At 52.6% G+C, this 12,820-nt stretch carries 14 protein-coding genes; 11 read left to right on the top strand and 3 right to left on the bottom strand.

All coding sequences use genetic code 11. The annotated features are described in order from the left end of the window. The first annotated feature begins 182 nt into the window (after window positions 1–182). The 9 genes from GUC22_RS14570 (at window position 183) to GUC22_RS14530 (ending at window position 7,601) form a co-directional block, all read left to right on the top strand. Complete coding sequence (locus GUC22_RS14570; protein ID WP_049090298.1) at window positions 183–884, top strand: helix-turn-helix transcriptional regulator; 702 nt, start codon at window positions 183–185, stop codon at window positions 882–884. A gap of 427 nt (window positions 885–1,311) precedes the next feature. Then, the gene (locus GUC22_RS14565) at window positions 1,312–1,674 is read left to right on the top strand and encodes a hypothetical protein (protein ID WP_004139179.1); all 363 of its coding nucleotides are present in this window, start codon (window positions 1,312–1,314) and stop codon (window positions 1,672–1,674) included. A gap of 76 nt (window positions 1,675–1,750) precedes the next feature. Continuing rightward, window positions 1,751–2,143, top strand: coding sequence for a phage holin family protein (locus GUC22_RS14560; protein ID WP_004139178.1), 393 nt, complete (start codon window positions 1,751–1,753; stop codon window positions 2,141–2,143). Beyond that, window positions 2,133–2,405, top strand: a complete 273-nt coding sequence (locus GUC22_RS14555) for a phage holin family protein (RefSeq protein WP_004139176.1) — start codon at window positions 2,133–2,135, stop codon at window positions 2,403–2,405. Before GUC22_RS14560 ends, GUC22_RS14555 begins: the two co-directional genes overlap by 11 nt. 7 nt (window positions 2,406–2,412) lie before the next feature. Next, a complete protein-coding gene (locus GUC22_RS14550; RefSeq protein WP_004139174.1) occupies window positions 2,413–2,955 on the top strand; it encodes a glycoside hydrolase family 108 protein in 543 nt (180 codons plus the stop codon). 229 nt (window positions 2,956–3,184) lie between these two features. Next, entirely contained in the window at window positions 3,185–4,363 is a 1,179-nt protein-coding gene (locus tag GUC22_RS14545) for a tail fiber domain-containing protein (RefSeq protein ID WP_004139172.1), read from the top strand. Further along, a complete protein-coding gene (locus tag GUC22_RS27430) occupies window positions 4,360–6,219 on the top strand; it encodes an S-type pyocin domain-containing protein (protein WP_053086483.1) in 1,860 nt (619 codons plus the stop codon). The genes GUC22_RS14545 and GUC22_RS27430 overlap by 4 nt, the downstream gene beginning before the upstream one ends. Continuing rightward, a complete protein-coding gene (locus GUC22_RS14535; protein WP_004139169.1) occupies window positions 6,216–6,515 on the top strand; it encodes a hypothetical protein in 300 nt (99 codons plus the stop codon). Before GUC22_RS27430 ends, GUC22_RS14535 begins: the two co-directional genes overlap by 4 nt. Before the next feature lie 813 nt (window positions 6,516–7,328). Next, entirely contained in the window at window positions 7,329–7,601 is a 273-nt protein-coding gene (locus GUC22_RS14530) for a DUF333 domain-containing protein (RefSeq protein WP_024358353.1), read from the top strand. On the opposite strand, the gene hslJ is transcribed toward GUC22_RS14530, so the two are convergent. The 3 genes from hslJ to GUC22_RS14515 form a co-directional block, all read right to left on the bottom strand. Further along, window positions 7,598–8,038, bottom strand: a complete 441-nt coding sequence (gene hslJ, locus GUC22_RS14525) for a heat shock protein HslJ (protein ID WP_004139159.1) — start codon at window positions 8,036–8,038, stop codon at window positions 7,598–7,600. The genes GUC22_RS14530 and hslJ overlap by 4 nt on opposite strands. Window positions 8,039–8,163: 125 nt before the next feature. Beyond that, window positions 8,164–9,153 carry a 2-hydroxyacid dehydrogenase gene (locus GUC22_RS14520; RefSeq protein WP_004139156.1) on the bottom strand — a complete coding sequence of 330 codons (990 nt, stop codon included), beginning with the start codon at window positions 9,151–9,153 and terminating at the stop codon, window positions 8,164–8,166. 149 nt (window positions 9,154–9,302) lie between these two features. Continuing rightward, window positions 9,303–9,800, bottom strand: a complete 498-nt coding sequence (locus GUC22_RS14515; protein WP_049130350.1) for a DedA family protein — start codon at window positions 9,798–9,800, stop codon at window positions 9,303–9,305. A 195-nt stretch (window positions 9,801–9,995) separates the two neighbouring features. Here GUC22_RS14515 and GUC22_RS14510 point away from each other — a divergent pair, with 195 nt between their 5' ends. Continuing rightward, complete coding sequence (locus GUC22_RS14510) at window positions 9,996–12,635, top strand: YdbH family protein (RefSeq protein ID WP_154923012.1); 2,640 nt, start codon at window positions 9,996–9,998, stop codon at window positions 12,633–12,635. Further along, a complete protein-coding gene (locus GUC22_RS14505; protein ID WP_004121063.1) occupies window positions 12,635–12,820 on the top strand; it encodes a YnbE family lipoprotein in 186 nt (61 codons plus the stop codon). Before GUC22_RS14510 ends, GUC22_RS14505 begins: the two co-directional genes overlap by 1 nt.

The raw sequence follows: 12,820 nt of genomic DNA, 5'->3' as shown, positions 1-12,820 counted from the left end.
GTCCACGTATGAACGACACCCTACACCAAAATCAATGGCGTCATTTTTCCATAAGTAGCAGTGTTGCGGTTCCGCTGCGACGAAGGAGCCGCAGCAGACCGTTTTTTATTACCTATAGGTAATTTAATTGGGTTTTGCTATATTTTAGATACCTGATGGTAAATGGCGTTAGAATCTTTGCGATGGATAAATACGAAATCAGACGGCAGCGCTTGCTCTATATCCGCGATAATTTATGCGGCGGCAAAGCCGTTGATGTGGCCCGAACCCTTGGCCGGGAGCCTTCTTACGTCTCAAGAATGCTCTACCCCGAAGGCAAAAAGCAAAAGAAAAGGATAGCTGACGAGATGGTCGAACTTATTGAATCTTCGTTCAATCTTCCCCGCGGATGGATGGACGGTATCACCGGGAATATTGATATTGAGCGAGAACCGGTAGAGGATTCGCCACAGATGCCATATGTCATTGAGGTTCTGGATGCCCAGGCCAGCGCCGGGCCGGGCTGCATTGTCTCCAGCGAGGTTGATGAAACGGTCAGCAGTATCACCTATGACTCTGCCGGCGCGCTGCGGCTTTTTGGTAACAGGCCCGCAGAGCATATCAAGGTGATCACCGTATCCGGCGATAGCATGTCCGGCACCATTGAGACCGGTGACTACATTTTTGTCGATGTCTCGAAAGACTACTTTGAAGGCGACGGCATTTACGTCTTTTCCTTTAAAGGCGCGGTGCTGGTGAAGCGCCTTCAGTTCACGGCGGATGGCCTGCTTGTTCACTCGGATAACAGTAAATATGCAGACTGGACGATTGGCGAAAGCCATGAACAGTATCTGAAGATCATTGGTCGCGTGATTTATAGCCACAGCGTTAAACGCTTCGTTTAAAGGCGTGCATTGCCACGCAGGTCGCCATTCGTACTGAGTTCAGCCGATAAGTTTTAACCCGGTATGCCGCGTGTAAGCCGGGCATACCTGCGTCTTTTCCCGCATAACCCTGCCACACCCTGTTCAGCGCGCTCCCTCGGCCTTTCCGGCTCTTAATGGTGTCGCTGGGCAACAGGTTAAAAAATATCTCTCATTTTTCAATGGATTGCGATTTATTCGCCATAAAGTATACCCATGGGTATTTATTTTTAAGTTACCTTAAGGTATTCTTTTTTCATCAACCTGATGTACAGCACCATCTTGATGATGAAATACAACGATTCCGTACGGAATCTACGTGGCTGAAAGGCCAGCGCCATGACGCAATGTGCTTTGGGGTATAGCCATTAAGGGTACATACCGCCAAAGCTCATTAAAGGAGACCGCAATGTCCCGTAAAACCGCGTTTAATGGCTCCGCCGCCGGCCGACGCCGCGCGCAGCGAGCCCACTTACAAAATCCGCAAACCCTCAGTTCCGATCTCATCCACCGGCCCACGCCTTCCCGCGCTCAGATTCAGGCAAAGGGAGGACACCACACGCCCAGCCGTATTGAGGATGCTTTGCCGATTAAATTTGTTGCGCAGGATATTTTCTGGCAGCGCGAGGAATATAAACGACAGATTGTGCGAGCGACCGTTATTTATCAGCACGAGTTTGCACACGATTATATAGAACCAGGCAGCTATCTCTGTCAGAGGGCAATTTATGCGCTTGGTTTGCAAAGAAGAAAGAAAGTAACGGCGAGGTAACGCCTCAGTGCCAGGAAAAATGACCCTGCGCTTCGTTATTTACCATCATTATTCATAGTGAAAGAAGGGAGGGTATATGTCCGATCCTGTTTCCGGTACGTCGATAATTGTTGCGGGTGGATTAATGGGCGCCGGTATGTTTGGCCTGGTGACAGGTATTGATTATGGCGTTGTATTTGGCGCGTTTGCTGGCGCGGTATTTTATGTGGCGACGGCGGTTAATATAACGCGTTTTAGACTAGTGGCCTATTTTATGACGTCCTTCATTGTTGGTGTCCTGGGCGCCGGGCTAATTGGGACAAAGTTGGCTATCTGGACAGGATATAGTGATAGACCGTTAGATGCGTTAGGTGCCGTACTGATATCGGCGCTGATTATTAAGATACTTACCTTTCTGAATAATCAGGATCTCAGCGACCTGTATAAAATACTCACCCGCAACAACAGTGGGCGCCCGAATGGAAAATGATCTTCCCGCGCTGGTAAACGCAACGCTCTGCGCTTTTATTACCCTAAGCTTGATGTTTTATCGGCGCGTCCGGCACCGAAGATATCGACCATGGATATCGTATACGGCATATTTGCTGGTCATCACTTATGCCAGCATACCGTTTCGTTATCTCTTCGGCTTGTATACCTCGACCCACTGGTTGGTTGTTACCGTGAATTTTTTTGTCTTTATTGCCGTGCTCCTGGTGAGAGGGAATATCGCGCATTTAATCGATAAATGAGGAATAGATGAATAAAGATGAGATTTTTAATGCCATTCTGGAAAAGGAGGGCGGTTATGTAAATCATGCTGATGATAGAGGTGGGCCGACAAACTGGGGGATTACTCAAGTCACCGCGCGGGCTCATGGTTATGATGGCGATATGCAAAAACTGACGCGCCAGCAGGCGCTGGATATTCTCAACGCTGACTACTGGATTGCGCCCCGGTTCGATCATGTTGCTGAAATATCTACCGCGATCGCTGAAAAACTGTGTGATGCCGGGGTTAATATGGGGCCTGTTCTACCCGGTAAATGGCTTCAACGCTGGTTAAATGCGTTTAATCATCGTGGGGCACTTTATCCGGATCTTATGACCGATGGTGTAATGGGGCCGAGAACTTTAAATGCCTTGAGCCATTATCTTATTCGCAGAGGAAACGAAGGAGAGCTTGTACTGTTACGGGCATTAAACTGTAGTCAAGGGCAGTATTATCTGGAGCTGGCTGAAAGAAATGATGCCAATGAATCGTTTATCTATGGCTGGTTGCGAACGCGAGTATCTATGTAGTTTCTGTTTTATTAATTTAATCATTTCAGTAATCGAAATCTGGAGAAATTGAATATGTATACATCTAATGATTTAACCCTCTCAATGCTTTCTGGAATGAGCGTGACGGGTAATTAAGTTAAATGAATTGCAATTAGGTGTTAATGGAGTAATCCAAGTGGAAGTGCTGGATAAATATATTCAGCTATTCATACCGTAAGTAATTAAATCATCGATAAGGAATATAGAAATGGTTGACCAAAAAAGTAATGCGCAAGTTTTAAATGGCGTTAACGACGATATTTCAGAAATGAAATCATTGACCACATTGCGTAAACGTGTGGTGACAGATGGTGAAGTCGTTTCTAAATCGCAGAACGCGTTCCGCCTGGCAGGTAGCAAAACGGGAGTCGTCTTGCGCAATGACGGGAATGATTTTCACACCCTCGTCACCCCTGAAGGGCAGGCGCAAGACGGGCAATGGAATACCCTTCGCCCATTATCCTTTAACCTCAAAACCGGGCGCGTTGCTCTTCGTAATGGCGTGGATATTTCAGGTGGGGCTATGGTTTCTCACAATGCGGGAGTTTTTACCACATTGACCGGGCCAGATGCGCTTATTAACGGTCAAACCTATGACTCTGCCCCTATGTATACCGATTTCAAGACTGGCAGCGTCGTTACAAGAATGCTTATGGGGGCTCGGGTTAACGCCGGTCATGATGATTACGGATTACTTTCATACCGTGACTGGCATGGAAAGTGGAATGAGCTTCGCGTCCGTCCTAACAATGAACTTGATGCGGGTCAGTATGTTAAACGCAATTCAGACGGATGGTTTGTCGCGAAAGGTTATCGCCAGATAGATAACAACGCAGCCAGAATAACGAACGGTTTATGCATTCAGGGGGCAGGAGATTTATCCGCAGACCTCTATCACTCGGAACGTATTGGCCAGCATCATTTTCTCGGCCTACATGTGGCCAACGGTGGCGCGCAGGGCTGGTACGAGTTCCGTAATGATGGTCATGCCTATACTAATGGCGCCTGGCACAGCAGTTCTGACGCACGCATGAAAACCCAGGTTGAAAAAATCGATAATGCGTTTGAAAAACTGAATCGCATCAGTGGTTACACCTACCTGAAGCAGGGGGTTAGCGAAGCTGGCGTTATCGCGCAAGAGGTGGAGGCTGTTCTACCTCAAACCGTCTCTCGGACTGAAGTGATTTTAAACGATGGCCGTGTGCTGAAGGATGCCCTCAGCCTAAATATTAACGGGGTAGTAGCACTTCTTATTGAGGCTCTGAAGGAAGAACGTCAGGCTCGTCTGGAAGACAAAGCTCTGATGCTGCAAGAACAGGAATCGCGAACAGATATTGACCAGCGTCTGGCCGATCTGGAGCTCCGCGACGGACAGGAGACAGAATGATGGCTGAAAATCAACCGGCACCGCTAACACCAGCTCCTCCAGGAATGGTTTCCCTCGGCGTTAATGCCGACGGTGAAGAGGTGATGACCGTGATTGGCGGGGATGGCGGCGCAGGCTTTTCTGGCGGGCACGCAAATATTGTTCCTGGTAGCGGCAGTATACTGGCTGACCAGCGCAAGAAGACGCTTTCCCGTCTTCAGGCTGAATGCTCGGCGGCCATTGAAGCCACCGCAAAATGGTCAACCGAAAATCTGGAAAAAACGATGGCGGCGCAGGCGGAAAGAATCCGTGCCGCTACGGCAGCTCAGCAGTCAGCAAAGGCATCCCTTGACAGACTCATGCAGCAGTTGAAAGACGTGACGGACAAAGCTCTTCAAAAAGCCAGGTCCGGGCCGAGCGTCACCGACCTTGCACATCAGAACAACCAGGAACTTGCGGCGCTTGGGGAGCAAATTGGCCGTCAAAAAGCACTGAACGAAGCCAGAAAAAAGGCGGAGAGGGAAGCTAAAAAGGCTGAGGAAACTTATCAGGCCGCACTGCTGGCGCAGGAAGAAGCGCAGCGCCAGCAGGCAGAAGTTGAGCGGGAACTCAAGGAAGCCAGGGCGCATGAGGCCGCTGCAAAAGCAAAGGCTGAAGCTGACAGGGTTGCGGCGGAGAAAGAGGAAGCTGAACGACTGAAGGCTGAGGAGGCGCAAAAGGCTCTTTTTGCGAAGGTGGGTATTCAGGGCACCCCGGTTTACACCCAGGAGATGGTAAAAGCTGTCTCCGTTCTGATGTTAAAACCGGGGGTAATATTGCTAAACCGGGCGCCGGGAATGATACAGATGGCCGCCGTGGCGGTACGGGCACCGGCTGCCCTTCCCGGTGTAGCCAGTGCCGTTATAACGGCTACCGCTGAATTCTCCGGCTGGATTTCATCAGCCCTCTGGCGGGGTGTTGTGGGCGTGGCAGGAGCCGCCACTGCCACAACGGCTGGTGCCATGGTAGCTGCTGCATCGACGATATTCTTCTCGCCCCGTGCCGGTGGCGGTAACGACAGTAAGGTTCCCGGGCGTGATATTGAGATAATGGCCGCCCAGGCCCGCCTGTTTACAGCTGGTAAACTGATCATCGATCCGGGGATGAAAAGCGTTGACCTGCCGGTGCGTGGATTTATCACCATGGAAATGGATGGGCGCCAGTCTCTGAAACTGGTGAAAACTGGCACAGGCGGCATATCTGCCACTGTACCGGTACTGAGTGGCGTACGCGACAAGGCCTCCGGACTTGATAAAATCATGGTACCGGCGGTGGACGGGGCTCCGTCACTGAGCATTCTGATCAACCCTGTACCATTTGGTCCCGCTGCGCCATCCCATACCGGCAACAGCACGCCAGTGCCAGTGACGCCGGTTCACACCGGCACGGAAGTAAAACAGGCGGACAGTATTGTCACCACCTCACTGCCAGTAGCCGATGTTCCGCCGCTGCAGGACTTCATCTACTGGCAACCTGATGCGACAGGAACCGGCGTTGAGCCGATTTATGTTATGTTAAGTAGCCTGCCAAAATCAGTTAATCATAAGCACAAGCATTATCCCCCTAAAGGTGTATCCTGGAAGGATATTGTTAATGCAACAGCTAATGGAGGGAGTGCTAAATTCAAACCAGATGTTAATATTGCTGAAATCGATATCGACGCATGGAAAAATGGGCAAATGACAGCCAAACACCCAACATGGAAGGTGAAAAAATATGATCATGTAATTGGTGCTTATGCTGGAAAAGAAACCCAGTGGGTTGTTGTTAAAGAGTCTCAGGGGGTTGTTCACTCTCATCCAATATCGGAGCAAAAAGCCAAGGAGTACATGAAATGAGTATCAATCGTATAGATATAGATTTCAAAGGTGGAGTGGTGACTGATGATACATTATTTATCACGGATTTCGATGGTCCAGTAGGCTATATTGATGAAGATATATTATTAGTTGAGTATCCAAATGATTTTTCAGTAGATGTGTCATTCCACGAAGGTTCAAATAATTTAAGTGTCAACGTGATATGTGGGAGCAATTGGGAGGCGCCTGTATACAGAAAATTTATAGGACTTCGTGATAAAGCAGGATTGCTGAAGTCAATCAGGGAAGCCGTTGATATTGCTGTTAAAAGCTAGATTTGGTTATATACGGGGCTGTACATACGTTCTGTGTAACTGCCTTTTCTTAGCAGTGGCCGTTCAGGCGGTCACTGAATTCGATAATAAAGCAACCTGGCGCTCTTCGCTGGCACCTCTGCAGCATCTTCCATTTATGTCATACCATTAGAATTGGGGCAGGGCTGAAAGCAGGTGGGGATTTATTACCGGCATACAGGATGGGCACCGGTCTCTAAACCTTGAGAAAAAAGCGTACACATCCGCAATGGCTATTTCTGATTGCCTGTGTGGCTGGGCCGAATGGATTTCTTGATACGAAATAAAACATCTATTAGCAGAACATATTATATAGCGTTGCCATAACAACTAGTGGTCACTGAGGTAGTATTTACCAAATAGTATTAATAAGCAACTGATTCATATCAAATATTCTGATAAGACATTTCAGCATTTTGATAAAACAGGTGATTAATATTATCGTTGATTAATCCATCAAAATAACGCAGGTCGTTAATTTTAACTAAGGATGAAGATATGCAATTCATAAAAATATCGGCCCCTGCTTTATGAATAGTGCTATCGCGGAGGAAATCTTCTTGCACAACAAAGCACTACATCTTTTACTGTCGGGCAACTATTGCCTCATTATGATGCTTTTCAGTCGTACAGAGATGAATGTGCTTATGCTGAGAGGCTTCTGACGCCAAAAAAATTTGCTAATAAATGTTAATACAGCGCATAAATACGTACTTCGCCTCTCGACGCGGCGCGCTGAGCTGCCTATTATCCTTAGGCTTGTTCATTTTAAGATGTATCTGAGGGGGAGAGAAGATGCGAGCTGCGTTTTTAGTGGGATGTGCTGCGCTGTTACTGTCGGCGTGTAGTAGTCATGATGAGCCTGTTCAGCAGGCGACGGCGGCGCACGTGTCGCCCGGGATGCGCGCCGCGATGAGCAGCTCCGGCCAGGCAAACTGCGCCATGGTTGGCGGCTCGTTATCGGTAGCCCGCCAGCTTGATGGCTCCGCTATCGGCATGTGCGCCTTGCCGAACGGCAAGCGCTGCAGCGAGCAGGCGCTGGCAGGCGGAAGCTGCGGTAACTATTAATTCATCAGGTCGGCGAGCTTATATACCAGCGTCTGGTCGGCGGTCGCCAGCGTCAGCTGCGTTTCCGTCAGGTCGACCTGCGCGCCTTCGCGCAGCATTTTGCTCAGCGTGGCGTCCAGCGTATTCAGCTGCGGGTCCGTGCAGAGCATGCGGGTCATCGCCAGCTCTTCAACCTTCAGCTCGCCGTCGGAAACTTTGCCCGTGCCGCTGAAGCGGTTGCACATATTGCCTGAAACATACATCTTGCCCGTAATAGGCATCTTTTCGCCGAAGCTCAGCTCCTGCGGCTTGTCCGCGGCATTCAGCGGCTGCCCGTTAACGCTGGTCAGCACAAACCGATGGTGCTGAAGCTGTTCCGCCCTGGTCGAAACCTTGCTGTTATAAACGCAGCCCGATAGCAACATTCCCACCGCCAGCAGCGCAGCATACTTGTTCATTTAATCTCCATAAATATTTATCGTATTAATAAATGAAGGGGATTGTAACTTTATCGCAGGCGATTTCTGTGAGGATTATCTGAATGTGCCCCCCGCCATGGGGGAGCACAAAAGGGAAAGGAATATCAGACCAGCGCGTTAGGGCAGGCGTCGCCAGCAGCCACCTGACGCAGATTGTCGAGGGTGGTTTGCGAAATGCTGATCAACGCTTCCGCGGTCAGAAACGCCTGGTGACCGGTAAACAGGACGTTGTGGCAGGCGGAGAGGCGACGGAACACATCATCCTGAATCACGTCATTAGACTTGTCTTCAAAGAAAAGATCGCGTTCGTTCTCATACACGTCCATCCCCAGCGCGCCAATTTTCTGGTGCTTCAGGGCGTCGATCGCCGCCTGCGAATCGATGAGCGCGCCACGGCTGGTATTGATGATCATCACCCCGTCTTTCATTCGCTCGAACGCGGCATGGTTCAGCAAATGGTAGTTTTCATCGGTCAGCGGACAGTGCAGGGAGATAACATCGGACTCTCTGTACAGCGTTTCAAGATCGACATACTCCACGCCCATATCCAGCGCGGCGGCGCTTGGGTAAGGATCAAACGCCAGCAGGCGCATACCGAAGCCTTTAAGAATGCGCAGCGCGGCGACGCCGATTTTCCCGGTGCCGATAACGCCGGCGGTTTTGCCGTGCATGGTGAAACCGGTCAGCCCTTCCAGAGAGAAGTTAGCGTCGCGGGTACGCTGATAGGCGCGGTGAATGCGGCGGTTCAGCGACATCATCATGCCGATAGCGTGTTCGGCGACCGCTTCCGGCGAGTATGCCGGGACGCGCACCACGCGCAGGCCCAGCTCTTTGGCGGCATCGAGGTCAACGTTGTTGAACCCGGCGCAGCGCAGCGCGATGTACTTCACGCCGTGGGCTTTCAGTTCTTCAAGTACCGGGCGGCTACCGTCATCGTTCACGAAAATGCATACCGCTTCGCAGCCGTTGGCGGTTTTGGCGGTCTTTTCGGTTAGCAGGAAATCAAAAAATTCCAGTTCAAAGCCATATGCATCATTAACATGCTGCAGATACTTCTTGTCGTACTGTTTTGTACTATACACAGCGATTTTCATAAGACTTTTCTCCAGTGATAATACCGTCACGGTAGCATAATTAAAATAATCTTACAAATGTTAAAAACTAGTTTAATCAGCAGGTTATAGTAATAATTCTAGAGCATATCGCGGTGTTAAGAAATCTCTTTAAAAGACAATACCTTTCATCAAAAGCTGAGGCTTAACGCCCCTGGCGCCAGCAGGATCAGCGGCCAGAGCAGCCCGGAGCTGACGTTGGCGAGCTGAAAATACCAGAAAGAGGTGCCGCTGGCGCCGGTTACCAGCGGCACGGTGGCGCGCAGCGGAGAAAGAAAGCGGCTAAAAAAGAGCGCCCACGCGCCGTGGCGGCGCAGAAACAGCTGGCCGCGAGCGAGGCGCTCGGCATTGAGCCAGCGGATACGATACAGATGGCGCCGATAGCGGCGGCCCGTCAGCCATGAGAGCCAGAATCCGCCGATAGCGCCGAGGCTGGCGCTCATCCACATTAACAGGAAATGCCCCGGGCTGGCCGATGCCAGCGCGCCGAACAGCAGCAGCCCCGAGGTGCCCGGGATCAGCAGCGAGATGACGGCGCAGGATTTAGCGAACGTCAGCAGGAAAACCATCAGCAAAACCAATGAATAGCGGCCCTGAGCGTATTCCATCAGCGAGATAATTAAGTCCACAGCCTCATCCGTTTACGTTCGCAGGTATAAAGCAGTGTCGCAGGAGAAAACTAAACCCCGGCTAAATGACCCGCTGGAGAATCACATGGCGACGACTACGCTTAAACGGGATGGAAACTTTAACTCACAGGTCGAACGTGCCACAATAACGGCCTCTCGGCTTTTACTCATTTCGAATCAGGATATTAGCTGCCCATGAAGGGTAAATATAAAGCCGCCATCGCGCTATTATTAGCCCTCGTGCTGCTACCGCTGGCTTTGCTATTGACGCTCACCCACTGGGTGCCCACGCTGGCAGGTATCTGGCTACCTACGGGAACCCGAATCTCCCTCAATGAAAGCCCGCGCCTGACGCGCTCTGCGCTGCGCATTCCGGATCTCCGCTACCTGGTCGGCGACTGCGAAATCGCGCGCGTCACCAATGCCTCGCTCTCGCGTCCCAGCCGCTGGCGTTTACATATCGGCGAGCTGGATATTAACAGCGCCTGTCTGAACAAGCTGCCGGAGAGCGAAGCCGCGCCGGGGGCGCCGAAAACCCTCGCCGAATGGCAATCAATGCTCCCTTATAGCTGGCTGACGATTGACAACCTGCGCCTGTCGCCGTGGGATAAATGGCAGGGGCGGCTGGTGATGTCGCTCACGCCGCAGCAGCAGGATATCGGCTATGCCGGGAAAGAGGTCACCTTCCAGGCGCGACTGCGCGGCCAGGCGCTGACGGTCAGCGACTTCTCCGCGCGTCTGGTGGAAGACCAGGCGCCGGTGAAGCTGGTGGGCGAGTTTCAGATGCCGCTGGTGCCGGACGGCTTGCCGGTCGATGGCCACCTGTTCAGCACCTTTGAATTTCCACAAACTCCCGGCCTGGTCGATGCCGAACTGGAGTGGCAAGAGAACCGCGGGCAACTGCTGGTCACGCCGCGCGGTGAGGTGGAGCCGATGCTTGACCTGCCGTGGGAAATCGCTCCGGATCGTATCACCATCAGCGATGGCCGCTGGCACACCGAATACGCGGGCAACGCGTTGAGCGGCCGCGTCGCGCTTTCGCTGGGCAACTGGCAGCAGGGCACCGAGCAGATGCAGGTCAGCGGGCGACTTAACGTGCTCACTCAGGGCCAGGCCGGGAAGGGCAACGCCGTGCTGAATATCGGCCCCGGCAAGCTGAGCATGGACAGCAGCGACATGCCGCTACAGCTGACCGGCGAGGCCAAGCTCGGCGATCTGATTTTTTACGCCAAACTGCCCGCGCAGCTGAGCGGGCCGCTTACCGCGCCGGTGCTCAACTTTCACCCCGGCGCGCTGCTGCGTTCGCGCGGGCGGGTCATCGATTCGTTGAATATCGATGAAATCCGCTGGCCGCTGGCGGGCGTCAAAGTGACGCAGCAGGGCGTTGATGGCCGCCTGCAGGCTATTTTACGCGCCCATGAACAGGAGATGGGCGATTTTACCCTGCATCTTGACGGCCAGGCCGACAACTTTATGCCCGACCATGGCCGCTGGCAGTGGCGCTACTGGGGCGTGGGCCATTTCACCCCAATGCAGGCGCGCTGGGATGTCAAAGGCGCGGGCGAATGGGCCGACAGCACCATCGTGCTCAACAGCCTGTCGACCGGGTTCGATAAGCTGCAGTACGGTTCCATGCTGGTGAGCGCGCCGCGTCTGACCCTGGAAAAACCGATCCACTGGCTGCGCGATGAGCAGCATCCCAAACTGACCGGCGCGCTATCGCTGGATGCCGGGAAAACCACCTTCAGCGGCGGCAGCGAACTGCCGCCGTCGACGCTGAAATTTAATATCGACGGCCGCGATCCGACCTGGTTCCAGTTCAACGGCTCCCTGCATGCGCAAAAAATTGGCCCCGTGCGCGTTACCGGGCGCTGGGACGGCGAACGTCTGCGCGGCGAGGCATGGTGGCCAAAACAGTCGCTGACCGTTTTCCAGCCGCTGTTGCCGCCGGAGTGGAAGATGAACCTGCGTGAGGGAACGCTTTACGCGCAGGTGGCATTCTCCGCCGCAGCCGGGCAGGGCTTCGAGGCGGGCGGTCACGGTGTGCTCAAGGGCGGCAGCGCCTGGATGCCGGATAACCAGATCAACGGCGTCGATTTTGTGCTGCCGTTCCGCTTTAGCGACGGCACCTGGCAGCTTGGCACTCGCCATCCGGTATCGTTGCGCATTGGGGAAGTCGTCAACCAGTTCACCGCGCGCAATCTGACGGCGGATCTCCAGGGCGCCTGGCCCTGGAGTGACGACGCGCCTTTACAGTTGAGCAACGTCAGCGTCGATATTCTCGGCGGCAAGCTGACCATGCAGCAGTTGAGGATGCCGCAGCATGACCCGGCGCTGCTGCGTCTGCAAAACATCTCCAGCAGCGAATTAGTGAGCGCGATTAAAGTGAAGCAGTTCGCCGTCTCTGGCCCGTTTAACGGCGCGCTGCCGCTGTGGCTGGATAACGATAAATGGATTATCAAAGACGGCTGGTTCAGCAATCCGGGGCCGATGACGATGCGCCTCGATAAAGACACCGCGGACGCGTTGGTGGCCGACAACGTCTCCGCCGGGGCGGCCATTAACTGGCTGCGCTATATGGAGGTGGCCAGATCGTGGACGCGGATCAACCTCGATAACCTCGGCGTACTGACGCTGAAGGCAACGATTAGCGGCACCAGCCGGGTAGAGGGCAAAAGTAATACGGTGCACTTAAACTACTCCCATGAAGAGAATATTTTTGACCTGTGGCGCAGCTTGCGTTTCGGCGACAATCTGCAGGCGTGGCTGGAGCAGAACGCCAGGCTGCCCGCGCCGCGCTGTCAGGACAGTCATACCTGTAAGGAACAACAATAATGATCAAACTATTCGCCGCTTTTCTGGCCACCGCGCTGCTGGCGGGCTGTACGCCGCGTATTGAAATCGCGGCATCGAAAGAGCCGATCACCATCAATATGAATGTCAAAATTGAGCATGAAATTCATATCAAGCTGGATAAAGACGTTGAGAATCTGCTCAAATCGCGTAGCGATCTGTTCTGA

It is taken from the genome of Klebsiella sp. MPUS7, from assembly GCF_009905335.1.
GTDB classification, from domain to species: Bacteria; Pseudomonadota; Gammaproteobacteria; order Enterobacterales; family Enterobacteriaceae; genus Klebsiella; species Klebsiella grimontii.
This window is presented reverse-complemented; position numbering and strand designations above follow the sequence as displayed.